The sequence below is a fragment of the Flavobacterium sp. CR10 genome (genome assembly GCF_055814415.1).
This window is the reverse complement of the sequence record NZ_CP185985.1, coordinates 288,146-314,712: the sequence shown is the minus strand read 5'-3', so window position 1 is coordinate 314,712 and position 26,567 is coordinate 288,146. Positions and strand designations below refer to the sequence as shown.

At 30.2% G+C, this 26,567-nt stretch carries 25 protein-coding genes; 21 read left to right on the top strand and 4 right to left on the bottom strand.

The window, feature by feature from the left end:
* Position 1: 1 nt before the first annotated feature.
* The 19 genes from ACNRYB_RS01475 (at position 2) to ACNRYB_RS01385 (ending at position 21,390) form a co-directional block, all read left to right on the top strand.
* Positions 2-817, top strand: a complete 816-nt coding sequence (locus tag ACNRYB_RS01475) for a glycosyltransferase family 2 protein (RefSeq protein WP_473729050.1) — start codon at positions 2-4, stop codon at positions 815-817.
* A complete protein-coding gene (locus tag ACNRYB_RS01470) occupies positions 814-1,599 on the top strand; it encodes a glycosyltransferase family 2 protein (RefSeq protein ID WP_473729049.1) in 786 nt (261 codons plus the stop codon). Before ACNRYB_RS01475 ends, ACNRYB_RS01470 begins: the two co-directional genes overlap by 4 nt.
* On the top strand, positions 1,599-2,408 hold the full coding sequence (locus ACNRYB_RS01465) for a polysaccharide pyruvyl transferase family protein (protein WP_473729048.1): 810 nt from the start codon (positions 1,599-1,601) through the stop codon (positions 2,406-2,408). The genes ACNRYB_RS01470 and ACNRYB_RS01465 overlap by 1 nt, the downstream gene beginning before the upstream one ends.
* Entirely contained in the window at positions 2,409-3,440 is a 1,032-nt protein-coding gene (locus ACNRYB_RS01460) for a glycosyltransferase family 2 protein (protein ID WP_473729047.1), read from the top strand. It abuts the gene before it with no gap.
* Between the two features lie 66 nt (positions 3,441-3,506).
* Entirely contained in the window at positions 3,507-4,673 is a 1,167-nt protein-coding gene (locus ACNRYB_RS01455; RefSeq protein WP_473729046.1) for a cytidylyltransferase domain-containing protein, read from the top strand.
* Entirely contained in the window at positions 4,660-5,541 is an 882-nt protein-coding gene (locus ACNRYB_RS01450) for an N-acetylneuraminate synthase family protein (RefSeq protein ID WP_473729045.1), read from the top strand. The genes ACNRYB_RS01455 and ACNRYB_RS01450 overlap by 14 nt, the downstream gene beginning before the upstream one ends.
* Before the next feature lie 96 nt (positions 5,542-5,637).
* On the top strand, positions 5,638-7,035 hold the full coding sequence (locus ACNRYB_RS01445) for a glycosyltransferase family protein (RefSeq protein ID WP_473729044.1): 1,398 nt from the start codon (positions 5,638-5,640) through the stop codon (positions 7,033-7,035).
* Positions 7,036-7,041: 6 nt separating this feature from the next.
* Positions 7,042-8,475, top strand: coding sequence for an MBOAT family O-acyltransferase (locus ACNRYB_RS01440; protein ID WP_473729043.1), 1,434 nt, complete (start codon positions 7,042-7,044; stop codon positions 8,473-8,475).
* Positions 8,475-9,356, top strand: a complete 882-nt coding sequence (locus tag ACNRYB_RS01435; RefSeq protein ID WP_473729042.1) for a hypothetical protein — start codon at positions 8,475-8,477, stop codon at positions 9,354-9,356. The genes ACNRYB_RS01440 and ACNRYB_RS01435 overlap by 1 nt, the downstream gene beginning before the upstream one ends.
* 22 nt (positions 9,357-9,378) lie before the next feature.
* Positions 9,379-10,695: an alpha-1,2-fucosyltransferase gene (locus ACNRYB_RS01430; RefSeq protein WP_473729041.1), complete on the top strand. Its 1,317-nt coding sequence runs from the start codon at positions 9,379-9,381 to the stop codon at positions 10,693-10,695.
* The gene (locus ACNRYB_RS01425) at positions 10,692-11,858 is read left to right on the top strand and encodes a glycosyltransferase family 4 protein (RefSeq protein WP_473729040.1); all 1,167 of its coding nucleotides are present in this window, start codon (positions 10,692-10,694) and stop codon (positions 11,856-11,858) included. The genes ACNRYB_RS01430 and ACNRYB_RS01425 overlap by 4 nt, the downstream gene beginning before the upstream one ends.
* Positions 11,855-13,399: a glycosyltransferase family 2 protein gene (locus tag ACNRYB_RS01420; RefSeq protein WP_473729039.1), complete on the top strand. Its 1,545-nt coding sequence runs from the start codon at positions 11,855-11,857 to the stop codon at positions 13,397-13,399. The genes ACNRYB_RS01425 and ACNRYB_RS01420 overlap by 4 nt, the downstream gene beginning before the upstream one ends.
* Positions 13,396-14,400 carry a glycosyltransferase family 2 protein gene (locus ACNRYB_RS01415; RefSeq protein WP_473729038.1) on the top strand — a complete coding sequence of 335 codons (1,005 nt, stop codon included), beginning with the start codon at positions 13,396-13,398 and terminating at the stop codon, positions 14,398-14,400. The genes ACNRYB_RS01420 and ACNRYB_RS01415 overlap by 4 nt, the downstream gene beginning before the upstream one ends.
* On the top strand, positions 14,397-15,485 hold the full coding sequence (locus ACNRYB_RS01410; protein WP_473729037.1) for a glycosyltransferase family 4 protein: 1,089 nt from the start codon (positions 14,397-14,399) through the stop codon (positions 15,483-15,485). Before ACNRYB_RS01415 ends, ACNRYB_RS01410 begins: the two co-directional genes overlap by 4 nt.
* A complete protein-coding gene (locus tag ACNRYB_RS01405) occupies positions 15,478-16,404 on the top strand; it encodes an FkbM family methyltransferase (protein WP_473729036.1) in 927 nt (308 codons plus the stop codon). Before ACNRYB_RS01410 ends, ACNRYB_RS01405 begins: the two co-directional genes overlap by 8 nt.
* The gene (locus ACNRYB_RS01400) at positions 16,404-17,519 is read left to right on the top strand and encodes a glycosyltransferase (RefSeq protein ID WP_473729035.1); all 1,116 of its coding nucleotides are present in this window, start codon (positions 16,404-16,406) and stop codon (positions 17,517-17,519) included. The genes ACNRYB_RS01405 and ACNRYB_RS01400 overlap by 1 nt, the downstream gene beginning before the upstream one ends.
* Positions 17,516-18,601 carry a glycosyltransferase gene (locus ACNRYB_RS01395; protein ID WP_473729034.1) on the top strand — a complete coding sequence of 362 codons (1,086 nt, stop codon included), beginning with the start codon at positions 17,516-17,518 and terminating at the stop codon, positions 18,599-18,601. The genes ACNRYB_RS01400 and ACNRYB_RS01395 overlap by 4 nt, the downstream gene beginning before the upstream one ends.
* On the top strand, positions 18,591-19,931 hold the full coding sequence (locus ACNRYB_RS01390; RefSeq protein WP_473729033.1) for an O-antigen ligase family protein: 1,341 nt from the start codon (positions 18,591-18,593) through the stop codon (positions 19,929-19,931). Before ACNRYB_RS01395 ends, ACNRYB_RS01390 begins: the two co-directional genes overlap by 11 nt.
* A 64-nt stretch (positions 19,932-19,995) precedes the next feature.
* On the top strand, positions 19,996-21,390 hold the full coding sequence (locus ACNRYB_RS01385; protein WP_473729032.1) for a sugar transferase: 1,395 nt from the start codon (positions 19,996-19,998) through the stop codon (positions 21,388-21,390).
* Positions 21,391-21,393: 3 nt separating this feature from the next.
* On the opposite strand, the gene ACNRYB_RS01380 is transcribed toward ACNRYB_RS01385, so the two are convergent.
* Together ACNRYB_RS01380 and ACNRYB_RS01375 are read right to left on the bottom strand one after the other, a co-directional pair.
* On the bottom strand, positions 21,394-22,530 hold the full coding sequence (locus ACNRYB_RS01380) for a lipoprotein N-acyltransferase Lnb domain-containing protein (RefSeq protein WP_473729031.1): 1,137 nt from the start codon (positions 22,528-22,530) through the stop codon (positions 21,394-21,396).
* A 34-nt stretch (positions 22,531-22,564) separates the two neighbouring features.
* On the bottom strand, positions 22,565-23,632 hold the full coding sequence (locus ACNRYB_RS01375; protein WP_473729030.1) for a putative type IX sorting system protein PorV2: 1,068 nt from the start codon (positions 23,630-23,632) through the stop codon (positions 22,565-22,567).
* A 191-nt stretch (positions 23,633-23,823) separates the two neighbouring features.
* On the opposite strand from ACNRYB_RS01375, the gene ACNRYB_RS01370 reads away from it, so the two are divergent.
* Both ACNRYB_RS01370 and ACNRYB_RS01365 read left to right on the top strand, forming a co-directional pair.
* Positions 23,824-24,540, top strand: coding sequence for a CDP-alcohol phosphatidyltransferase family protein (locus tag ACNRYB_RS01370; protein ID WP_473729029.1), 717 nt, complete (start codon positions 23,824-23,826; stop codon positions 24,538-24,540).
* Between the two features lie 9 nt (positions 24,541-24,549).
* Positions 24,550-25,404, top strand: coding sequence for a glycoside hydrolase family 25 protein (locus tag ACNRYB_RS01365; protein ID WP_473729028.1), 855 nt, complete (start codon positions 24,550-24,552; stop codon positions 25,402-25,404).
* 115 nt (positions 25,405-25,519) lie between these two features.
* On the opposite strand, the gene ACNRYB_RS01360 is transcribed toward ACNRYB_RS01365, so the two are convergent.
* Both ACNRYB_RS01360 and lptB read right to left on the bottom strand, forming a co-directional pair.
* Positions 25,520-25,741, bottom strand: coding sequence for a DUF5808 domain-containing protein (locus ACNRYB_RS01360; protein WP_129747897.1), 222 nt, complete (start codon positions 25,739-25,741; stop codon positions 25,520-25,522).
* 81 nt (positions 25,742-25,822) lie between these two features.
* Positions 25,823-26,563, bottom strand: a complete 741-nt coding sequence (lptB, locus tag ACNRYB_RS01355; RefSeq protein WP_008464443.1) for an LPS export ABC transporter ATP-binding protein — start codon at positions 26,561-26,563, stop codon at positions 25,823-25,825.
* Positions 26,564-26,567: the final 4 nt, after the last annotated feature.

The window sequence follows — 26,567 nt, the reverse complement described above, 5'->3', positions numbered from 1 at the left end:
AGTGGCAAATCCGACTATTTCGATAATTGTGCCTTGTTATAAGCAAGCTCATTTCTTGGCAGAAACTCTAGAGACAGTTTTATGGCAAACTTATACAGATTGGGAATGTATAATTGTTAATGACGGTAGCCCTGATGAAACCGAAAAAATAGCACAGGAATGGTGTGAAAAAGATAGTCGATTTAAATATTTGAAAAAAGAAAATGGCGGATTGTCTAGTGCCAGAAATGCAGGTATTTCTATTAGTAGAGGCACTTATATTTTACCACTAGATTCAGATGATAAAATTCATAAAACATATCTAGAAAAAATAATAAATTCTTTTGGTAAAAATCAAAATTTAAAGTTGGTTTATTCTAAAGTTCAATTTTTTGGAGCTAGTAAAAATCAAATGTCTCTTCCTAATTATTTTTATAAAAAGTTGTTAGTTAGAAATTGTTTTGTTTGCTGTTCGTGCTTTAAAAAAGAATCTTGGGAGAAAGTAGAAGGTTATGATGAAAACATGAAATCTTTTGAAGATTGGGATTTTTGGATAAGAATTTTGGATGAAGAAAGTGAAGTATATAAAATTCCTGAATATATGTTTTTTTATAGAAAACATAATTCAGGAAGTATGAGTAATTTTTTTTGGAAGGATAATGAATTTTATTGTGGCCTTTATGAATATGTATTTGAGAAACATAAGGATTTGTACAAAAAATACTTTCCTCATCCGCTCATGGCTTATAATGAAAATTTAATTTTAAAAGAATTCAACGAAAAAATCAAAAGAAATTTTTTCTTCAAATTGTATGTTAAAATAAAAAAAAGAGGATGATCAGTGTAGTAATTAGAAATAAAAATCAAGAAAAGGCATTAGGGTTTTTATTAAGAAATTTAAAAGAACGCTATTCTCAAGATATAGATGAGATTATTGTTTTAGATAATTTATCTGCAGATAGAAGTAAAGATATAACAGCTCAATTTAATGCAAAATTTATTTCCATAGAAAAATTTAGTTATGGCGGAAGCGCAAATTTGGCAGCCATGTCTGCGTCGAATAATATTGTGGTTATCTTTAGTGCTCATTCTTATCCAGTTAGTCCAGATTTTTTTAAAGTAATTAAAGAAAAGTTTGAAAATAATAAAAATCTAGCAGGCTTACGTTGTTTGCATTCTTCAAACGATTTTAAAAATTATATACTTGGAATTGATGCTAGAACAGATCCTAATAAATCAGGGGTAATTTTTTCTGGGTCAGCTTTTAGCCGTAAAGTATGGGAAGTTATTCCTTTTAACGAGCAAGTTCCAACCTTTGAGGATAAAGATTGGACTTTGAGAGTTTTAAAAGCGGGTTACGATATAGAATTTGCACCAGTTGTTTTTAATTATGAAATAAAGAGAACTTTGGCACAAGAGTACTTTAGATTTAAGAATGATATATTAGGAAATTATCAAATTTGGCATGTCGAGCCCAATATGATTTCTGTTGTTAAAGGTTTTGTTATGTCATTGTTTAACGTTATTAAAAATTCGTTTATTCAAATTTATTATATAGTTAAGAGATTCTTTTTTATGATAAAATTTAAAATTACCAAACCTCAAAAGTTTAATTATTAATGAGAATTATTTTTTTATACTGGTGTTCATTAGAGAGAAAAGATGGGAAGGATAATTATGGAGATTTATTATCAAAATATATTGTAAAGAAAATTTCAAAGGGAATTGTTCTTAAAGTTAAATATCCATCTTCTAGATTTTACAATTTTTGGATTAAAAACTATAGTGTAATAGGAAGTATTATTACCGCAGCAAGTAGGAACACAATTGTTTGGGGAAGTGGTATCATAAAAAAAAATGAAAACATTAGAAAGGCAAAATTCTTAGCAGTTAGAGGCCCATACACCCGCAAGAGAATTATGGAGTTAAATCATGAATGTCCAGAAATTTATGGGGATCCAGCTATTTTACTGCCACTTTTTTTTGATAAAAAAACAGAGAAAAAATTTGAAGTCGGAATAATTCCTCATTATGTTGATTTTGATGAAGTAAATGAATTTTATAAAAATGATTCAAGAATTAAAGTAATAGATTTGCTAACTAACGATCTCGAAGCAACAACATTAGAAATATTGGAATGTGAACAAATAATATCATCATCTTTACACGGAATAATTGTTTCTCAAGCTTATGAAATACCTGCAATTTGGGTTAAGTTTTCAGATAAATTATCAGGAGATAATATAAAGTTTTATGATTATTTTGAGTCTTTAGGCATTCAATATAAGAATGAGTTTGTTTATAACGTAAATGATTTAAACTATGTAGAAATAAAGAATTTACTAATGTCTGAAAAAGAAGTTTTACTTCCCAAGAAAGAAGTAGTTAGCTTAAGAAGAAAAGAATTGTTAGATAGTTGTCCTTTTTAAATGAGAATTAGTGAAAACCCTACAAGAGATAGATTAATAAATAAAAGTGATTCTTCGCATCGAATCATCATTCCTCTGTATATACCACATGAAAAGGAATATTATAAAGATGCATTTAAAATTTTTAAATTATGTATCTCATCTATAAAAAAGACTAGTAGTTCAATAATAAAAATCTCAGTAGTAAGCAATGGATGCATCAGTTCTATTAACGATAAGTTATTAGATATGGCTACAGAAGGTTTAATAGATGAGCTTATTATTGAAAAAGAGTCTATAGGAAAGATAAATAGTATCTTAAAAGCATTAAGAACCGCGCAAGAACGTTTAATTACTGTTACTGATGCGGATGTATTATTTGTTAATGGATGGGAAGAGGGGATTTTAGAAGTTTTTAATGCTTTTCCTAAAGCTGGATCGGTCAGTCCTGTACCTGTTTTTAGAACACATTTAAGGCTTACAAGTAATATATGGTTACGAAATTTTTTTTCAAATAAATTATATTTTAGAGCAGTCAAAAATCCAGAGGGGCTAACTGCATTTGCAAAAAGTATCGGTTGGCCAGGATTAGATTTGAAATTCAAAGATGTTATAGGAACAATTCAAGCTAAAAATAATACGATTGCTGTTCTAGGATGTTCACATTTTGTAGTTACATATAAACGAGAAGTTTTTGATCAGTCCCCAAAAACTAATAGTATTTACCAGTTGGGTGGTAATAGTGAGCATCTTTATCTTGATGAACCAGTTCTGAAGATGGGGGGATATCGTTTGGCCACCTATGATAATTATGCCTTTCATATGGGAAATGTTTTTGAACCTTGGATGGAAGATGTTTATGACAATCTACAAATAACAAACAAAATGTCGATGGACTATAATACTATTCCATTTTTAAAAAAAGGAAATTTAGAATGTTTTTTTTCTGAAAAAATTTTTAAAAAGATTTTTGTAAATAAAAAAATACGTAGTCTGATTTTTAAATATAAAGGATTAAATCAAGACCAGATTAAAAATTTCCTAGGCTTATAACTGACCTTTAGGTGATCAAAAACTTTAAATTCTCATTAAAAGAGATTAACTAAAAAAGTAAATTTTATGAAAAAAACTGCAATAATTCCACTTCGTAAAAACTCAAAAGGGATTCCTGGAAAAAATAAAAAGAAAATGCTTGGAAGACCTCTTTTTTCATGGGTTTTAACAGAAGCTGTTTTCTCAGAATTAGATGAGGTTTATGTTTTTACAGATGATCAGGATATTATAGATTATATCAAGAGAGAATATTTTTGGACCCCAAAAGTGAAGACACTTTTGAGAAATGATAAAAATGCTTCTGATACATCATCAACAGAAAGTGCTATGCTTGAGTTTTCAGCAATGGTGAAAAATGACTTTGATTTGTTATGTTTATTGCAGGCAACTTCTCCAATGACAAAAGCTCAGGATATTAATGTAACATTAAACGAAATTCTTATCAATAAAAAAGAATCGGCTTTGACTGTTGTCAATACACATCGTTTTATCTGGAATTCAGATGGGACTCCAAGTAATTATGATGTTTTTAATAGACCAAGACGTCAAGATTTTGATGGATTGTTGATTGAAAATGGGGCAGTGTATGTTACCACGAAAGACGCTTTCTTAAATTCAAAAAATAGAGTAAGCGGTTCTATTGGTTTGGTAAAAATGCCAGAAGAATCTCTTGTGGAAATTGACAGTTTATCTGATTGGGATATTATTGAAAAACTTTTAGCAGATCGTCAGAAAAAACAAAAAGTGCATCAACGCATTGATTATTTAGTCTTGGATGTAGATGGCGTTTTTACAGATGGATGCGTTTATTATGATGCCAATGGCGAAATGGCTAAAAAGTTTGATATGCGAGACGGAATGGGCTTAGAAATTTTAAGGCAAAATAATGTCGAGGTTGTTGTCATGACTTCAGAAAATTCTGAGTTAGTAGCACAGAGAATGAAGAAATTGCAGATTAAACACACTTTTTTGGGAATAAAAGATAAATTTTCCTTTTTATCGCATTTTCTTTCAGAGAGAAATAGTAGTTTTGGCGCCGTTTCATACGTAGGCGATGACGTAAATGATTTGACTAATATTTGTAGTGTTGGATGGTCTTTTGCGCCAGCTGACGCAACAGATATTGTAAAAGCAAATGTAGATTATGTTTTAACACACCAATCAGGAGCAGGAGCAATACGAGAAACCTGTGAAATTTTATTAAAGTACAATAAACGTTATGAAAGAATTTAAAAAACCTTATGTGATAGCCGAAATAGGTTGCAACCATAAAGGAGAAATGCAAATAGCAAAGGAGTTAATTAAAATTGCAAAAATTTTTGGAAATGCTGATGCAGTTAAATTCCAGAAACGTAATAATAAGGAACTTTTAACAGAAGAACAATATTATGCTCCGCATCCAAATGCTTCTAATTCGTATGGAGAGACTTATGGCGCGCACAGAGAGTTTTTAGAATTTGATGTTGAACAGCATAGAGAGCTAAAATCATATTGTGAAGAAATCGGAATTATATATTCTACATCGGTTTGGGATACAACTTCGGCCAAAGAAATTGCATCATTAAATCCAGATTTTATTAAAATACCTTCTGCTTGCAACAATAATTTTGAAATGTTGGAATGGCTAAGCGAAAATTATTCAGGAGAAATTCATATTTCAACAGGAATGACAACTAAAGATGAAACAGATGTTTTGGTTGAATTTTTTACTAAAAAAGGAAGAAACCAAGATTTAGTTTTATACAACTGTACATCGGGTTATCCAGTTCCTTTTGAAGATGTTTGCCTATTAGATATTAATATCTTACAGCAAAAGTATGGTCATTTGGTAAAGCATATAGGCTTTTCGGGTCATCATTTAGGAATTGCTGTAGATATAGCTGCATATACTTTAGGAGCTAATATTATAGAAAGACATTATACCCTAGACAGAACTTGGAAAGGTACAGATCATGCTGCTTCATTAGAACCAATGGGCTTACGCAAACTTACTCGTGATCTTCAGGCGGTCTATCAAGCGTTGACTTTTAAGTCTGCCGATATTTTGCCAATTGAACAAATTCAAAGGGACAAACTAAAAAACAAAAAAGTACAAGTTTAAAGGATCTCAATTCAAGCCATTGAATATCTTAACTTATAACAGAGGCTAAAAATGAAGATATAAAAATTTTCTTGTTAGATTCTATTTAAATTATAAATGAAAAAAAACATATTTATTTTTTTGCCTGATGGTGCTGGACTTCGAAATTTTGCTTTGACTTCTTTTAAAGAAATAGGAGAAAAAAATAATTTCGATATTACTTATTGGAACAACACTCCATTTTCTATTAAGGAGAAATTAGGGTTTGAAGAATTAAAAATTCAAGAAAAAACATTACATCCGTTAACGACAGTTTATAGCCGTGCGCGTAAAAGAATGGAATTAAATTTCTTTGATAAGAAGTTTAAAGAAGTAGTTTACAATACCTATAATTTTCCGCAATCGTATAAAGGAGCCAGTAATTTTGCTAAAAGTTTAATGGTTGATGTTTTAACAACTTTTGGTTCTAATGAAAAAGGAATCCATTATGTTAGAAATCAGATAAAGAAAGGAGAGCGTGCTACGAGTAAATATAAAGAAAGTAGAAAACAATTAGAAGAGCATAAGCCAGACTTTGTTTTTTGTACCAACCAACGCCCTACTCAAGCTATTGCTTCTATTTTGGCAGCACAGGATTTGGGAATTCCAACAGGAACTTTTATTTTTTCTTGGGATAATCTCCCTAAAGCTACAACTCTGGTAGAAACAGATTACTATTTTGTGTGGAGCGAACACATGAAAAAAGAGGTTCTAATGTATTGCCCTTATGTAAAAGAAAACCAGGTTTTTGTAACGGGAACACCTCAGTTTGAAAGTCATTTTGACAAGACGCTTTTAAAATCTAAAGAAGAATTTTATAATTCACATAATCTAGACTTTAACAAAAAATACATTTGTTACTCTGGTGATGACATAGTTACATCTCCTTTAGATCAATGCTATTTAGAAGATTTAGCATTATCAGTTAGAGAATTAAACCAAAACGGATATTCTTTAGGAATCATTTACCGAAAGTGCCCAGTAGATTTTACAGATCGTTATGATGAGGTCTTAAGAAAATATCAAGATGTGATTGTAAACATAGATCCGCTTTGGAGCCCAGTAGGACAAAGTTGGAACGAAATTATGCCGACAAAAGAAGATTTTGCATTGCAGGCAAATATTTGTGAATATACAGAATTTGTTGGTAATATTGCTTCTTCTATGGTATTTGATTTTTCTGCACACGATAAATCTTGTCTCTTTTTTGATTATGAACAACCGCAATTAAAAAAAGGAATACGAGATATTGGGCAAAATTATAAATATATTCATTTTAGATCAAAACCTTCTGAAGAAGCTGCTTTGTGGGTGAAGGATAAGAAAGATTTGACATCTATTATTAAAGACATTATTGACGGAAAAAAATCAAGTGTGGAAGAGAGTAAAAAATGGTTCGAGATTATTGTTGGACCAAATCCTACTAAAGCATCTGAAAAAATCTGGGAAAGTTTAAATAGTATTTTAAAAAAGTAAACATTTATGTTTTTTAACTCTTTGGCTTTTGCTATATTTTTGCCAATTGTTTTTTTTCTGTACTGGTTTGTCTTCAATAGAACGAAAAGCACACAAAATGCTTTGTTGATTGTTGCCAGTTATTATTTTTATTCTTGCTGGGATTGGAGATTTTTATTTCTGTTAGTTTTTTCTACATTTTTAGATTATTTCACAGGAATTCAAATTGAGAAAAGCAATTCAGAAAAGGGACGAAAATTTTGGTTTTGGCTTAGTATCTTGGTGAATTTAGGATTTTTAGGAATTTTTAAATACTATAACTTCTTTGCAGCTTCATTTGCAGAAATGTTTACTTCTTTTGGCTTTAAGGTAAGTCCAATGCTATTGAATGTAATTTTACCGGTAGGGATTTCATTTTACACTTTCCACGGATTATCGTATGTAATTGATATTTACTATAAAAGAATAAAAGCAGAATATAATTTTATAGATTATTCTTTATTTGTAAGCTACTTTCCACTTTTAGTTGCGGGACCAATAGAAAGAGCAACACATTTATTGCCTGAGTTAAAAGAAAAACGCGAATTTAATCTAGAAAAAGCAAAAGAAGGAGTTTATCAAATTGTTTGGGGCTTAGTTAAAAAAGTAGTTATTGCCGATACCTGTGCCGTTTATGCAAACGCTATTTTTGATCATTATCCTTCAATGAATTCTTTTTCATTGATTCTAGGGGCAATTTATTTTGCGTTTCAGATTTATGGAGATTTCTCAGGATATTCAGACATCGCACTTGGCGTTTCTAAATTATTTGGTTTAGAGTTATTAAGAAACTTTAATTATCCGTACTTTTCAAGAGACATTGCAGAGTTTTGGCGTCGTTGGCATATCTCACTTTCTTCTTGGTTTCGAGATTATTTATATATTCCATTAGGAGGAAGCAAAGGAGGACTTTGGATGAAAATCAGAAATACTTTTATCATCTTTATTGTTAGCGGATTTTGGCATGGTGCCAACTGGACATATATTGTTTGGGGATTTATAAATGCTGTTTATTTCCTTCCTTTATTATTGTCCAATAGCAATAGAAACAATATGGATTCTATTACTTTAAAATGGAATTTAGATTCCGTAAAAGTGCTTTTTAATGTTTTGACCACTTTTTTGCTGACTTGTGTGGCTTGGGTATTTTTCAGAGCAAAAACAATCACTGATGCTTTTTTATATCTAAAAAAAATATTTACTAATGGAGAGTTTAGCGCTCAGTATTTAGATAACGAACGGTACAATTATGAATTATTATTGATGATTGGCGTATTTGTTTTAGTGGAATGGAATAATAAAACCAAAGTTGAACCAATTTCCGGAAAAAGAAGCATGCTAAAAATGGCTTTAGCTATTATGGCTATTATTGCTTTCGGAACTTACTCAGATTATAAAGAGTTTATTTATTTTCAATTTTAATGAAAAGGTTTTTATTATATATATTAGGAATTTTTATTTTAACAGTTTCGATTGCTGTTATCTTAGACGGATTGTATACTTATGTTTTTATGCAGTCAAGAAACCGTGGCAAAATTGAAACCGTTTTTAATTCTAAAGCAAAAAAGTATGATGTGGTAATTTTAGGTTCATCAAGAGCTAATAATCATTTTGTATCCCAAATGTTTGAAGACAAAGGGTTAAAAACATTCAATTATGGAATGAGTGGCGGACATTTGTTTGAAGCTTCATTAATGTTGAAATTAATGATTGAAAGAAAATACGAAATCAAAAATATTATTTTAGAAGCAGATTTAAATCTTTCGAACGATCAAGAATCTGAAGGGGTGGCGACAAAGTTTTTACCCTATATTCATCGTTCAGAAGTTATAAAAGATCATTTTTCGACAGAAGAAAATTTTAATCAATTGTATTATATCCCTTTTTATAGGTATTTGAAATTTGATTCTAAAATTGGTTTTCGAGAAATTTATAAAATAGTTTCAAAAGAAAAAAACAATGCCTTAGATAATTTAGGATATTATCCGTTAGAAAAACATAAAAAAGGCAATATGAAAAATAATATTGTCAATTTAAACCCACTGGCACACAATAGATACTACGAAGAGATTAAAAGTATCTGTAAAAAGAACAATATTAATTTTATTGCTGTTATGACACCAATGTGTGAAAACGTAGTAGGCATGAATTATTTTGATAAAGTAAAAAAAGCATATCCAGAAATTCACAATTACGAAAATACAGTTATTGAAAATAGATACTTTTCTTCATGTGGGCATATGACGGATGAAGGAGCAAGATTGTTTACAGAAAGAATTATTAAAGATTTTTTTAAGAGATAAAAAGAGTTTTAAATTTTAATAAATGATAACATTTAGTAAAATAGGAAAGAAGGGAAATTTAGGGAATCAGCTTTTTCAGATAGCGGCTACAATTGGATTAGCTACTAAAAATGGATGTGAATTCTCTTTCTTACCTTGGAAATATCAAAGTTCTTTTAAAAATAAATTACCTCTTTTATCATCCGATTTATCCAATTTTGTAAATAGTGAAGAAAAAGAATACCATCATTATGAATGGAATTTTGGAAATGAAAATTATGACGTAACTGGTTGGCTTCAAACAGAAAAATATTTTGACACAGAGTTAACCAAACACTATTTTGAGTTTTCAGATTCTTTGAAAGAAAAAGTAAGAAAGTTATACAATAAAGCCTTTCAAAAGCATACTATTTTAATTTCCATCAGAAGGGGGGACTTTGTGGATCACAAAGATTATTTTCAGCTTCCAATTAACTATTATTTGAATAGTTTAGCTGAGTTTTTTCCAAATTGGGATTCTTGTAACCTGATTATTTTGAGTGATGATATAAAGTATTGCAAATATCATTTCTCATTTCTAGAAAATGTCTTTTTTGGGGATAGTTTAAGTGATATGGAACAACTTTGTTTAGGAACAATGTGTGATGATTTTATAATAAGTAATTCTACTTTTTCTTGGTGGACGGCTTGGCTTGGGGAAAAAAGTGATTCAAAAGTTATAAGGCCATTCAAAAATTTTGATGGACAAAAAAGTAAAGAACTAAATGATAAAGATTATTATCCAGAACGCTGGATGAAATACAATCATTTGAATCAAAAAATCACTCTGACAAATTTGGTGTTTTCTATTAATTCTTCTAAAAATCAAGAATTATTAAAAATATATTTGTCTAATTATTTTGATGCAGAATTTGTTTTAAACGAGAATGATTTTCAGTCTCAAAAAAACATTTATACTGTAAATAAGGATTATTTTATACCTCCTCTTTTAATTTATTTTTCTTGGTTGAAACTTGAAAAATCAAATCTAAGTTTGGTGATTAATAGTGTAATTAAAATATTTAAAATATCAAAATCATTAAATTTTCAAGAGTTTTTAAAACAAAAGGATTTTGGTTTTTTCTCCAAAATTTTTTCATTTCCAAAACAGACTAATAGAAACGAAAATTATACTAAGGAGATTTATTTAAAAAAAAGCATTTTATCAGAATCAAATGAAAATGAACTTCTAATACAATTTTCAGCAGGCAAATTTCTGAATTTTGGAGGCTATAAATTCAGTTTTAAAAGATTTTTAAAGAGAAACGAAAATCAATTGAAAAAAAGTATTAAGAAAAAATTGAATCTAACAAAAAAATGAAAGAAGATTTACACATTGGCTATTTACTATCACATTATCCTCATAAAGCTTTTGGACATGACGGAGGAATTGGAACTAGTGTTTTTACTTTAGTCGAAGAACTAAGAAAATCCAATGTGCAAGTTTCTGTTTTTGTTTATGGGCAAAAAGAAGAATTTGTTGTTGAAGAAGAAAATGCCACAATTTATAGTTTAAGCAACAGTAAAGGAAAATATTTTAATTTTTACTGGAATAGAAAAAAAATAGAAAAATTTATCAATAAGACTATTTTAGAAAAAAAAATTGACATTATTGAAGCTCCAGATTGGACTGGAATTACAGCTTTGATGCATTTTAATATTCCTTTGATAATTCGTTTTCATGGAAGTGATGCTTATTTCTGTCATTTGGACAATAGAAAACAAAAACTTAAAAATTTTTGGTTCGAAAAGCTCGCCCTTAATGGAGCAAAAGCATTTATAGCTCCGACCAAATTTGCGGGAGAAGTTTCCAAGAATCTTTTTAATATAAAAGGAAAAGAAATCAAGACCATTCATTATGGTTTGGATCTTAGGAACTTTGAAAACGAAACATCTCAAATATTTGAAAAAGATCTGATTCTATATGCTGGTACTTTAATTAGAAAAAAAGGAGTTTTAGAACTGCCAGAAATTTTTAATAAAGTACGAAAGGTTTTTCCGAATGCTAAATTACTTTTAATAGGGGGCGATGCTCCTGATTTGAAAACAAATTCAAAATCAACTTGGGAATTAATGAAAACCCTATTTACAGAAGATGATTTGAAAAACGTCAAATATTTAGGTAAAATTCCATACAGCGAAATACAGAATTATATCAAGAAAGCTAATGTGTGTGTGTTTCCAACTTTTGCAGAAACTTTAGGAATGGTAACAATAGAATCTATGGCGATGCAAAAAGCAGTTGTAAATAGTAATATTGGCTGGTCTAAAGAACTTATCATAGATAAAGAAAATGGTTTTTTAGTTCATCCCTCGGATCATGACCTATATGCTGAAAGAATAAAAGAGGTTTTGAGGGATAACTTATTAGCTAAAAAAATTGGTAGATCTGCGAGAGTACATGTTGAAGAAAAATTTGACATCAATAAACTGGCGCTTGAAAATATCAAATTTTACCAAAAAATTATAAATTTAAAAAAATGATAATTGTTTATCATCAAAATAATAAAATAGTAAAGGCTGGGGTGAAAGAAAAAGATGTTTTCTATGAAGACAAAAGTATCTCTGAAGGCCTAATAGAAATTGCAAAAAAATTTCCGCAAGATTTAATTATTTGGGCACATATCTCACTAGACTCTTATATAAATATTAAGGAATTAAAGGGAATTTTTCATCAAGATAAGATAATGGCTTCGTATAACTTATCTCCCAATAATTTTATTTCTGATAATATTGGCTATGTAGAATTGTCACCTTTTTTAAAAATAAACAAAAAAGTAAGTTATCCAACTTGGATGATGAGTAGTCATGTTGGCGGAATCCACGCATCTGTTTTATTAACTTTAAAAAATCAAATAAAGGTAGATGCAAATTTTGACTATTTTTTAAATTCAATAGCAAAATTAGGAATGCCTCTTGGACTCTTATGCTATTCTGATCCAAAGTTACTAAAAGATTATCCTAAAATTTTTCCAGAGCATAAGAATAACAAAAACCTTCTTTTTAGATTTGTAAAACAACATTATAAAACACGTTGGATTTTTTTACTTTTTTTAGATCTGTTTGTTTATAAAAGAACATTAGTTATTTTTCCTTTTTTAATGTGTTTTTTTTACAAGAAAAGATATCTCAAAAAAAATACATTCCATCAAATTAAAACAGAATCTAAAAATAAAGTAATTGAAAAAGGAACGATAGATGTAATTATCCCAACAATTGGACGAAAAAAATATTTATATGATACTCTAAAAGATCTTTCCTTGCAAACATTTCTGCCAGTGAATATTGTTATTGTAGAGCAAAATCCTATTCAAGATAGCATCACAGAACTTGACTATATTTTAAATGAAGATTGGCCATTTCAAATTAAACATATTTTTACGCATCAAACTGGAGCATGTAATGCAAGAAATTTGGCCTTGAAAGAAGTCAAAAGCGAATGGATATTTATGGCAGATGATGATATTCGAATAAAATCTGATTTTCTGGAAAAAACATTTGAGATAATTAAAAAAGAAGGGTTCGAACAAATCACATTAGGTTGCTATCATCCTGATTACCCTCTGGAAAAAAAAATAAAACAGAAATTTCAATGGGGTAGTTTTGGTTCAGGCTGTAGTATTGTAAAGAAGGAAAATATAAAAACACTTTCTTATAACATGAGTTTTGAATTTGGTTATGGAGAAGACAGTGATTTTGGAATGCAATTAAGAAATTTAGGGCATGATATTCTTTATTCCCCAAAACCAGAAATTTTTCATCTAAAGGCTCCAATAGGCGGTTTTAGAACAAAACATACTTTAGCTTGGGCAGATGAGAAAATTCAGCCAAAACCTTCTCCGACAGTAATGCTAAATAAAATTTTAAACTTTACTCAAGAACAGATTGAGGGTTATCGAACTGTTTTATTCTTTAAATACTATAAAGTTCAAAAAATTAAAAACCCATTACGATACTATTCGAGTTACAAGAAACAATGGTCGAAAAGCCAATATTGGGCTAATAAATTAAATGCTAAAAAATGAAATTTTCGCTGATTATTTGTACATATATGCGTCCAGAGCCATTAGTTAAACTACTGAACTCAGTAAACATTCAAAGTAAATATCCAGATGAAATTTTAATCATTGATGGGTCATTAAATGAAGAAACAAAAATAGCTCTAAACAAAAATAATTTTAAGAATTTAAAGTATTTTTTAGTTTCTAAGGAAGATCGGGGGTTAACAAGACAACGCAATTTTGGAATCTCGAAAGTGAACATTGATACAAACGTGGTTTGTTTTTTGGATGATGATACGGTTTTGGAGTCAGATTATTTTTACGAAACAATTAAAACATTTCAAGATAGATCTGATGTAATAGGGGTAGGAGGTGTATCTTTAAATCAAAATAAATGGAAGTTTCAGGAAGTTAATAGAGAGTATAACAAAAATAAATATTATTTATTTGAAGGATATTTTTATCCTGAAGGATTGAGAAATGTTGTAAGAAATTATCTTGGACTTGCTTCTGACGTAGATCCAGGAAGAATGCCAGCATATTCTCATGGAAGAACGTGTGGATTTCCTTTAACCGGTAGGGTCTATGAGGTAGATTTATTGATAGGAATGTCAATGTCATTTAGGAAGGATATTTTTGATAGAATTAAGTTCTCAAAATTTTTTGAAGGTTATGGTTTGTATGAAGATGCTGATTTTAGCTTAAGAGCTTTACAATTTGGCAAAAATGTAATTAATACTAAGGCAAAATTATATCATTTTCATGATCCCTCTGGAAGGCCTAATAGATTTAGATATGGTAAAATGGTAGTACAAAATGGTTGGTATGTTTGGCGCATTAAGAACCCAAATCCTAATTTTAAAGATCGCCTTAAATGGAATAGTATTACAATTTTATTAATTCTAATTAGATTTAGCAACGTAATTACAAGTCATAATGAAAGAATTGAGGCTTTTACTGAAGCATTAGGAAGGCTTAACGGCTATTTTACCCTTATATTTAATAAACCACGTCATATCAAATGAAAAAAACAATTTTTATCTCATTTAGCTTAGGAACAGGTTCTGTATCGGATTATTTTTTGGTGTTGGTCGAAAATCTAAATAAAAAATATCAGGTAATTATTTTTTCTGACACTAAAATTAACGAAGCAATTACTGTACCGAAAGATGTTGTCATAAAATATTGGCCGTCAACACGTCCAACGAAATGGATAGATGGTGTTTTTCTTTACCGAAACATCAAAGAATATCGTCCTTTAATGACAATATCTATTTTTGGATCGGTAAATATTTTTTTGATTGTTGGATTTTTATGCAGAGTAAAAACTAGGATCGCTTGGATCAGGACTTTAAGCACTCAGTTCAAACAGAAAAACATACTAGTTTTTAGAAAGAGATTGTTGTACAAGTTAGCAACTAATTTTGTAACAAACTCTAATGCAACAAAAGACGATGTTAATAAAAAATTTCATGTTCCTATTTCTAAAATAATGGTTTTGCCAAACTCAATTAGAGATTTTTATTCAGATATTCAATCTGTTAATGATGCGCATATAAAAGTAATAACATATGCCGGCAGGTTGCATAAGTCCAAAGGGGTTGAAGTTCTCATAAAAGCATTTTCCAAAATCTGCGATCAATTTGCAGATGTAAAATTAACAATCATTGGATCTGGAGAAGAAGAAAGTAATTTAAAGAAACTGGTTAAGGATTTAAAGTTGGAGGAATTTGTAGATTTTAAAGGGAATTTGTCAAGAAACAAAGTTTTAGAAATGTTTAAAAGCTCTTATTTAGCGGTTGTTCCCAGTCATTCTGAAGCATTTGGTTATACTGTTATAGAAGCGATGAGTATGAAAACATTAATAATTGGAGCAAATAATACAGGTATTAAGGAAATAATTCGAGATAATAATACAGGTTTACTTTTTGAAACAAATCAAGTTAATGATTTACATGAAAAAATTAGTAGTGCTTTATTAAATCCTGAAGTAAGAAATAAATTAGCAATAGAAGGTTATAATCATTTTAAAAATAATTATGAGACATCAGGCGCAATAAAAAGAGACTTATATTATTTTGATAATTTAATGACAAATATTGATGAATAATTTTGCTAAAGCACAAATAGTTTGCAAATTTCTCCCTCCAATAATTTCGCAATATGTTAGAAATAAGATTTTGACATTTAAGGAAGGTGAGGTTCTATCTATTAATTTTAGAAAAAAAGCTATAACGGGAAGTCAATTTATAGGTAATACTAATGATTTCCATGCTTTAAAATTTGGAGTGCATGGATATTTTGATTGGAGAAACGTTATACTTGTCAATGAAATTTTAAAATCTTACAAAGGAACTATTGTAGAAGTAGGAGCGAATATAGGTACTGAGACAATTTGTTTTGCGGATATTGCAAAAAAACAAAATGTTGATGTAATTGCTTTTGAACCTGTTCCCGCAAATTACGATGCAGTTTATGTGATAAAAAAAGAAAATAATTTAAATGAGTTAACAATTATAAATAAATTGGTTTCTCATGAAATTGGTTATTCTTTTTTTAAAATGCCTAATGGAAATGAATCCGGATCAGGTTTTATTGCAAATCCTATATCCAAAGAAGGCTTTCAGGAATTTGAAGTTACAACCTTAAATTTTGAATTGTTAAACAAAAAAAAGAGTGCTGTTTTTGCAATTGATGTAGAAGGATTCGAATATAATGTGCTTTTAGGTAGTATTGATATTATCAAAAGAGATAGGCCATTTCTCATTTTGGAAGTAAACAAGAATTACTTAGAAAAACGAGGAAATACTACAATAAAAGAGTTAAGTGCGTTTTTGGGTGAATTAGAATATAAGCCATTTTATATTGATAAATTAGGATTGAAAGAAGTTGATATATCTAATTTTAAAGTAAAATCTAATAAGAATTGGATTTGTATGCCAAAAGAAAAAATGGCAATAAAAGATAAATTATCAAATAGTATCTTTTACAATGCATTAAATCCTTTTATAAATTATAGAATTCTATAATGAAATTTGCTATTATTACTCATGTGAATCACATTCAGGTTAAGGATCAATATTTTGGTTATGCACCTTATGTTCATGAAATGAATATTTGGCTAAAACATAGTAATCAAATAATAGTTGTTGCTCCTATTATAAAAGAAAATCTAACGCCTATTGATCTGCCATACAATCATTCTAATGTAAAATTTAAAACTATTCCCTCTATAAATTTTACAAATTTAAGAAGCTGTATAAAATCGATATTAAAGTTACCTTTAATATCTTGGAAATTGTTTTGGGCAATGAAAGAAGCAGATCATATACATTTGCGTTGCCCGGGGAATGTCGGATTAATAGCATGTTTTATCCAGATTTTATTTCCTGCAAAAAATAAAACGGCTAAGTATGCAGGGAACTGGGATCCTAAAAGCAAACAGCCAGTAACATATAATTTGCAAAAATGGATTCTGAAAAACACCTTTTTAACTCATAATATGAAGGTCTTAGTATATGGCAGGTGGAAAAATCAAACTAGAAATATACTGCCTTTTTTTACTGCAAGTTATTCAGTTGTTGAAAAAGAAATTTTTGTAAAAGAAGACATTTCAGCTACTGTTAAAGTCATATTTACAGGAACTTTAGTTGAAGGAAAAAATCCCCTGTACGCTATTAAATTAGTAGAAGAACTTAATAAAAGAGGCATTGATACGACACTGGATTTATATGGAGAAGGTGTTGAAAGAAAATGTCTGGAGAAATATATTTTACAGAATGGGCTAAATAAATTTGTGTTTTTACACGGTAATCAAGCGAAAGAAGTTCTTAAGAAAGCTTATCAAAAAAGTCATTTGGTTATTTTACCATCTAAAAGCGAAGGCTGGCCTAAAACGATTGCTGAAGGAATGTTTTGGGGATGCGTTCCCTTGGCAACAAATGTTTCCTGTGTTCCTTATATGATAGATTACGGAAAAAGAGGATTATTATTAAAAATGAACATTAAAGAGGATGTCGATCAATTGCAAATGTTACTTTTAGATAGAGCAGTATTTTTAGAAAAAAGTAGATTAGCTTCTGATTGGTCTCAGAATTATACAACAGAATTTTTCGAATCTCAAATAAAAGAACTGCTTCAATGAGAGTATTACAGTTAATAGATTCATTAGAAGCGGGAGGTGCAGAACGAATGGCAGTTAATTATGCCAATTCTTTATCAAATGAAATTGAATTTTCGGGTTTAATAGCAACTAGAAAAGAAGGGCAGTTAGTTTCTCAATTAGATAAAAAAGTTTCATATTTATTTTTAAATAGAAAAAAGTTAATGGATTTGTCTGCTATATTTAGGCTGAGGAATTACATTAAAGAAAATAAAATCGAGATTATACATGCTCATAGTTCTTCATTTTTTATTGCCACTTTAGTCAAAATCACCTTTTTGCGGGTAAAAATTGTATGGCATGACCATTATGGGGCACGTGCTAAAGAATCTGTAAAACAGAATAGAGTTTTAGTATTTTGTTCTGCCTTTTTTTCTTCTGTTTTTGTTGTTAATCTCCAATTGAAGAAATGGAGTAAAAATAATATGTTTTGTAAAAAAATATTATTTATGCCAAATTTCAGTTTGAGCCTTAATGAGTTATGTGAGATTACAAAGTTGAGAGGAACAGACGGTAAAAGAATAGTGTTTTTAGCTAACTTAAAAAATCCGAAAAATCATATATTAATCTTGAGGGCTTTTGCAAAGCTAAAACTCAAGGAGTTTGGGTGGAGCTTACATTTGATTGGAAAAGATTATATGGATTTATATTCAGATAAATTAAAAAACTTTATAGTAGCAAATTCTTTAGAGAATCACATACATTTGTATGGAGAAAAAAATGATATTAAATATATTTTATCTCAATCTTCAATTGGAGTTTTAGCCTCAACTGAAGAAGGATTTCCAGTTACACTTTTAGAGTATGCATTGTCAAATTTGGCTGTTATATCTACAAATGTAGGTTACTGTTCCGAAATTATTAAAGATAGTGTAGACGGATTTGTTTTTGACCCTTTATCTGAATTTGAATTGATTGAGAAATTAAAAAAAATAACTGAAGACGAACGGCTTAGGCAATCCTTTGCAAACAGATTTAATAACTCAGTTAGAAAAAACTATTCTGAAAAAGTCATTATTCAAAAATTAATTTCGGCATATAAAACTGTTTGTGATGAAAATTAGAACACTTTCATATAGTTTTTTGATCTTTATTCATGTAATAATTGCTCTGGCAGTCTTTGTAATGCCATTTTTGTCAAAACTATATGCTTTATTAATTATTTTAATTGGGGCTATTATAATTTTTAAAAATAAAAACAAAAACAATGAAGTACTTTTTGTTAGTGCTTATTTAGTAGGCGCTGAAGTTTTTCTTCGGATGACGGGAGGGAATTTTAATAATGAGTATGCTAAGTTTTGTGTTGTTTTTTTTATGCTTTGTGGCATTGTGTATAGTAATTTTTCAAAAAATGCATTTATTTATTGTTTTTTTTTGATTCTCCTGATTCCCTCTATCTTTATCACCACAAGTTATGAAAGTATAGGGACAGATATAAAAAAAGTTTTATTCTTTAATTTATCAGGACCAGTTTGTTTGGCAATTTGCGCACTATATGCGTTTGGTAGGAAAATTAGTTACGATGATCTTCAGAAGCTATTATTGGTTATGGGATTTCCTATTATTACTACAACTACATATTTGTTTTTATATACCCCCAATATACAAGATGTAGTAACTGGAACACAATCAAATTTTGAAACTTCGGGAGGTTTTGGACCAAATCAGGTTTCTACAATATTAGGACTAGGAATGTTTATTTTCTTTACGCAAATAATCTTGTTTTCAAAATCTAAGCTAGAATTGCTAATAAATTTAGGGTTGTTAATTTTTATAAGCTATCGAGGAATTGTTACCTTTTCTAGAGGAGGGATTATTACAGGTGTAGTAATGATTCTTTGCCTTTTGTTTTTATTGTATTATTTTTCAAATGCGAAAGGCAAAAGAAAATTTATCATAGTTTTTATTTTAACAACAGCATTAGGAATTGGTGTTTGGGTATATAGCTCTTTTCAAACTCGAGGTCTTATAGAGAAAAGATATGCAAATAAAGACGCGTTGGGTAGGGAAAAGAAAGATAGATTAGGAGGTAGGGAGCAAATAATGGATGCAGATATTGAACTTTTTTTTGATAATCCTATTTTAGGTGTTGGTGCTGGACTTAGTAAAGAGAAAAGAACAGATCAACTGGGAGTAGCAATTGCTTCTCATAATGAAATAACCAGACTTTTTTCTGAACATGGATTAATGGGAATCCTTGCATTTTTAATATTGTTTATTACTCCATTTATCCTATATATTAATAATAGGCAGCATTTATATTTTTTTTCATTTTATTTTTTCTGGCTCTTAACTATTAACCACGCAGCAATGAGAACAGCTGCCCCTGCATTTGTATATGCATTATGCCTTCTTTCAGTTCAAATAAAAATTCCCGAAGAAACAGAAAATTAATAGATTAGTTATATTTTTTTGCGATACATTTGCCTTGCCCTAACCAAATTAAAACCTACAAGAGATGTTATCAAAAAAGAAAATGCATTTCGAAATCTCGGAGAGGAGGATATTGCTCCTTACTTTCGATGCTGTTTTTATTTTATTTGCTTTATATCTATTAAGCGCAATCTTTGATTACCATTATTTCACCTTTGATTTAAGTAGCTCGCTGAGTATACTATTATTAGTCAGCTATCTTTATGCTTTTGGTGTAATATTTGAAATCTATAATTTACAAGTAGCAAGCAATCATCTTCAGATTCTGCAGAACGTCGTTTTTACAGCTACTGCAACTGTTTTGGCTTATTTACTTACGCCATTTCTTTCCCCAGTTCTACCTAAACAAAGATTAGTAATAGTAATATTTTATTTTACAATACTGATTACATTACTGCTTTGGCGTTTGTTTTATTGCTATTTTTTAGCCTCTCATCGATTTTCGCAAAATGTTGTTTTGATTTGCGATCAAAGTGAAGTTGGAGAATTAGTTTTAGGATTAGAAAATGTAGATCCGCATTACAAAATTGTTGGTTTTGTTAATTCCGATTCTGTTGCAGATGAAAATTTAGATTTTCATTATGTAAGCGAAATAAAGAAAGAAGATTTAGAACGTTTCGTATCTACACACAATGTCTCAGAAATTGTAATTGCTTCTCAGAAAACAGATGGTATCACTTCCGATCTATATCAGCAGCTGCTTCATTTATTAGAAAAAGGATATATCATACGCGAATACACACAAGTTTACGAAAGCAAAACACAGCGAATTCCTGTTCACCATATAGAAAGAGATTTTTATAGATTTTTCCCTTTTAGCAGAAGTAATAGTAATAAACTGTACTTGTCTTTGGTTCGTCTTATCGAACTCATGTTTTCTATTCTGGGGCTTTTAATCAGTCTGTTTTTTATTCCGATAATCTTTCTCTGTAATCTATTTGCCAATAAAGGAAGCCTTTTTTACACTCAAGAAAGAGTGGGGAAAAATGGAGTAGTTTTCAAGATTTATAAGTTTAGAACTATGACCGAGAATTCAGAAGCAAATGGAGCTGTTTTTGCAACTCATAATGACAAAAGAGTCACTCCGTTTGGTAAATTTATGCGAAAGTCTAGAATAGACGAACTTCCACAATTTATTAATGTTTTAAAAGGAGATATGGGCGTAATTGGCCCTAGGCCAGAGCGACCATTTTTTGTTGAAGAAATTGCCGCTGTAATGCCTTTTTATGAAACGCGTCACGTAATTAAACCTGGACTTACTGGATGGGCGCAGGTTAATTATTCTTATGGAGAATCAATCGACGAAAGTTTGGTTAAACTTCAGTACGATTTATATTACATCAAACATAGAGGTATATTCCTAGATTTGAGTATTACTTTTAAAACCATTACGACGGTTTTATTCTACAGGGGTCAATAAATTTTAGATTATAATCGGAATTGGTTTTTTGTTGCGAATTGCGGTTCGCACTAAAACCACTCCGCTTGTAATGATCAACGGTAAAGTGATAAAGAAATGTGCTTTGTTTATTAAAAACAAAAAGTAAATCACTAAAAGCACAAAGTTGATTAACGAAAATCTATAAGTCCATAGTTTGTTTTTGAAAATTGAAAACAAAACTAAAATCAATAAAAGCGGACTAAAAAGCAATACGTTATAATTCATCGCTAGTTCTTGGTGGAATGAATAAAATCCCATTATAACGAAGAATATTCCAATTAAAGATAGAATCAGAAAATAGATTTTATCGACTGTTTTGCTTCTGGCAAAGATTACAAAAAGCAAAATAAAGAGATACGTATAGATATTATTCCACCATGATTTCGGTGTTTCTTTTGTAAACTCTAATAAAGTTTTGCTTTTGGCTACAAGAGGTTTATTCTGGAAAGTAGTTTTGTCTAAACTGTTTTTCAACTCAAAAGGAAGAAAAATTCTAGTTCCCATTTGATCAACTTTGGTTCCGAAAATAATGCTGGTGCCCAATTGATCGTAAAAATGGCCATCAAAATAAGGAAATAGGATAGAACGATAGGTTTTGTCTGTATTTTCTTTTTTGACAATTACATTTCCGCCTAAAGTTTTATTCACTACATCAACAACCATCGAAGTGCAGTTCTTGTCAATAAATTTATAAGTATAATAGCGCTCTTCAGAATCTAAAACAGCATTTAACTGATTGAAAAGTTTTTGCTTTAAGTCTTGAGAAATCAATAATTCTTGCTCATAAATGCTTCTTTTCTCGTAAGTATATTCATTGAAAAAATCGGCATACGAATGCACGGTTGCAAAATACTGCAAATCTCCTTTTGCGAATTTTAAAACAAAATTTGGGGTTCTAAAATCAAAAGTTCCATAATTGTAAACAACATCAAAATTGTTTCCTGGATCAGAAACTCTAATTCCCGTATGTCCAAAGTAGGAATACGTTTCATTTCCAAGACCGCAAGTCAAAATGCTTATTTTGGCGTCTTTAGATAAAGCTAAACTTTGGCTGAAACCAATAAAACTGGATAAGAATAATAAAATAAAAAGTGTTTTTTTGAACATGACAGTTTTCATGATTTAAAATTTTAAATGTTTTATGGTTTCTAAATTATCTAAAGATACCTAAATCTACTTTCAGCGAAAAAATATTAGAATACAAAGCAGTACTTTGATTTCCTAAATCGGTCAAAGAGTAATCAATTTGTATGCCTTTATATCTAAATCCTAAACCAATGTTAGGTTGAAAATTTACTTTTTCGGTATTATCCAGCTGCATCACATTTTGAAAGTTTCCTGCACCAGCGCGTACGAAAACCAAATCTGTATAACCAAACTCAAACCCTAGAGCTGGGTCTATACTTATGGCTTTTGATGAAATAATATCGTTTGTCTGCTCAAATCGCATATTTAAATTGGCAGAAGTTACAAGACTGCAGTCGTTATGGAAATCAAATCTTTTAGAAACTCCCAATTGTGCTTTAGGCAATGTTATCTCTGTACTTTCAGGCAAAGTATTATTTTCTCCTGGAATTGCATCGGCGATTTTTTTATATTCTTCCTCATCAATATTCCAGACGTTGTAAGTTGTAGTGATGTCACGAAGCATTAAACCAAACTTCCAATCATTTCTTTCAAATTGAAGACCAATATCAAATCCAAAACCCCAAGAATTGGCAAATTTTCCAATCACTCTTCGAATTACTTTTGCGTTTACACCATATTGAAATCCGTCAACAGGCAGTTTTCTGGCATAAGAAAAAGTAAAACCATAATCTGCCGTAGAAAATAGGCTAATTCTATTGTAATCTATATTTCCTTGATTATCGATTAATTGCGTTGTGTCCATGATATCGTCAACTCCAAAACGAATCATCGAAATTCCCCACGCGCTTCTGTCGTCAATTGGACTTGCGTAACCTATGTAATCGTATTGGGCAATATTTGCAAAATAGCTGGCGTGCATCAGAGCAATTTGATGATCTTCGAGATGCGTCAAACCTGCGGGATTCCAGTAAACGGCATTTACATCATTTGAAGAAGCAGTTACGGCGCTCGCCATTCCAAGAGCAGCGGCATCGACCCCAATATTCATAAATTCATTCGAATATTTACGAACGGTTTGCGCATACTGAAAAGTACAACTCCAAAAGAATAAAAACACTAAATATTTCTTCAACGTATATGTTTTTGCAGATCGAGGCCTGTTTTAAATTTTTATCAAAAATATAATATTTTACTCATCTAATAAGTTCCTTTGCTTAAATATTCCCAAAGTCGCGCTTCGAAATAAAAAACTCTCGAAAAAACTCGTTTTGCATCGAGTTATTATACTAAATTTGTTCTCTGCCATTATCAAAATTTTAAGCTATGAATATTAAAAAGCATATCCCAAATCTAATTACATTAATTAATCTTTTCTGCGGCTGTGTCGCAATTGTTTATGTTTCCCAGAATAATTATTTAATGGCTTTTTATATGGTTTGCTTAGGAATCTTTTTTGATTTCTTCGATGGTTTTTTTGCCAGATTATTTAAAGTTTCAAGTCCGCTTGGGTTACAATTAGATTCTTTGGCCGATATGGTAACAAGCGGCGTTGTACCAGGTTACGTCATGTACAGTATGTTTGCTAGAGGCGGTGACCAACTAGGAAATCAAGCAATTGTTCCTTTTTTAGGATTTATTATAACTTTGGGTGCCTGCTATAGATTAGCCAACTTTAATATCGATACTCGTCAGACAGATTCGTTTATTGGTTTGCCAACTCCTGCAAATGCCATTTTTATTATTAGTTTGCAAATAGTTCTGGATATGTATGCAGATTCGTCTCTTGTAATTCTTGAATTATTGACAAATCAATGGGTTTTATTATTTGTCACTTTGGGCAGCGCTTACATTATGAATGCTGAAATTCCATTGTTTTCTTTAAAAATTAAAAAATTCAGCTTAAAAGACAATGCACTTCAAATCGTGTTTTTGATTGTTTCAGTATTGTTAGGGATATTACTTCACTACATCGCAATTCCGCTGATTATTGTTTGCTACGTTTTACTGTCTATTATCAATAATCTTTTTTTGAAAAAGTAATTCTGTTTAATGGCAAGAAAAACGACTTATCGTAAAACTTATTCAAGAAAACCAGCTGGAAGATCTTTTCTAAGCAGACTTTTTCGAGGGCTTTTATTGATTTTTTTCGGACTTTTGTTCATTGCATTAATTTATCATTATCGCAAAGGACTTGCTTATTATTTAGGTTTTAGAACAGAAAAAGTTTTAGATGAAGATGAGGTAGATAAACATCTTTCTGATGTGCGAAATATTCGAGTTCTTGAAAATCATAAAGGAAAAGTAATAGGAATAGACGTTTCTGAATTTCAAGGAAAAGTAGATTGGGAAGAAGTTGAAATTTTGGACGAAAAATATCCAGTACAATTTGTTTTTATTCGTGCAACAGCAGGAAATGATCGTGTAGACAGACAATTTAAAAGAAATTGGGAAGGCGCAAAAGAGAATAAAATCATGCGTGGTGCTTATCACTATTATCGTCCAAACGAAAACTCTATTGAGCAAGCTGATCTTTTCATTAAAACAGTAAAACTGCAAAAAGGGGATCTTCCGCCTGTTTTAGATATTGAAAAATTACCTAAAAACCAGCCTTTAGACAGTTTGAAAAAAGGTTTGAAGCGTTGGTTGAATAAAGTCGAAAAACATTATCAAGTTCGCCCGATAATTTATTCAGGAGAAAGATATTATTCTGATTTTTTAAAAGAAGAATTCGGAGATTATTTGTTCTGGATTGCGAACTACAATTTCTACAGAGAAAAAATTGAAGATGACTGGCTATTTTGGCAGTTTACAGAAAAAGCTTCTTTGCCAGGAATTAAACATCGTGTTGATGTTAATATTTACAATGGTGACTTAGAACAATTACACTTTATTACGGTTGAATAATAGTGTTCAGTGTTCAGATTTTTAGTGTTCAGTTTTAAAAAAAAAGAAAAAATCAGTTTTTAGTCTCAGTTCAAAACTGGTTACTAAAAATCTGAACACTGAATACTTTTTTAAGTTATTTCAATAAAACTAAAATAACAATTATTACAAAAGGCAAGAGAAGCATTACAGAATACGGATTGGCAAAATTTATTGTATAACCCATCCATTGAATCTTTTTAGGAGGAAGTAATCTTTTGTCTTTTGGATTATAATAACAGGTATTGAAGAAATACCAATTCTTTGGGTCTTTATGCCAATTATCGTAATCTTCCTGAGTTGGTTTTTCTGATTTCATTTTAAATTAGTTTGCAGTGACGGTCACAGTTTTCAGTTTCTATTGAGACTGTAAACTGAGACTGCGACTGAATACTTTTTTCTAAAATTCCAATTTCTTTTTACGAAGCTCGAAGTTTTGTCCAAGATAAACGCGACGAACCATTTCGTCTTCTACCAATTCTTCTGGAACTCCAGCTTTTAGAATTCCTCCTTCAAACATTAGATAAGTTTTATCTGTAATGGCTAATGTTTCTTGAACGTTGTGATCGGTAATTAAGATTCCGATGTTTTTATTTTTCAATTGCGCCACAATTCGCTGAATATCTTCAACCGCAACTGGGTCAACTCCGGCAAAAGGTTCGTCTAATAAAATAAATTTAGGATCGGTTGCTAATGCGCGGGCAATTTCGGTACGACGACGCTCACCTCCAGAAAGTAAATCGCCTCGGTTGGTGCGAATATGTTCTAAACTGAATTCTTCAATTAGACTTTCCATTTTAGCAATTTGAGCTTCTTTAGAAAGTTTTGTCAATTGTAAAACGCTCAAGATATTGTCTTCAATACTTAATTTTCTAAAAACAGAAGCTTCTTGTGCCAAATAACCAATTCCCTGCTGAGCACGTTTGTACATCGGATAGTCGGTAATATTTAAATCATCAAGAAAAATATTCCCTTGATTTGGTTTTACCAATCCTACAATCATATAGAATGATGTTGTTTTTCCAGCTCCATTTGGCCCCAAAAGCCCTACAATTTCTCCTTGATTTACTTCAACAGAAATTCCTTTTACAACGCTTCGTCCTTTATAGGTTTTGATTAAATTATCGGCTCTTAATTTCATTTTT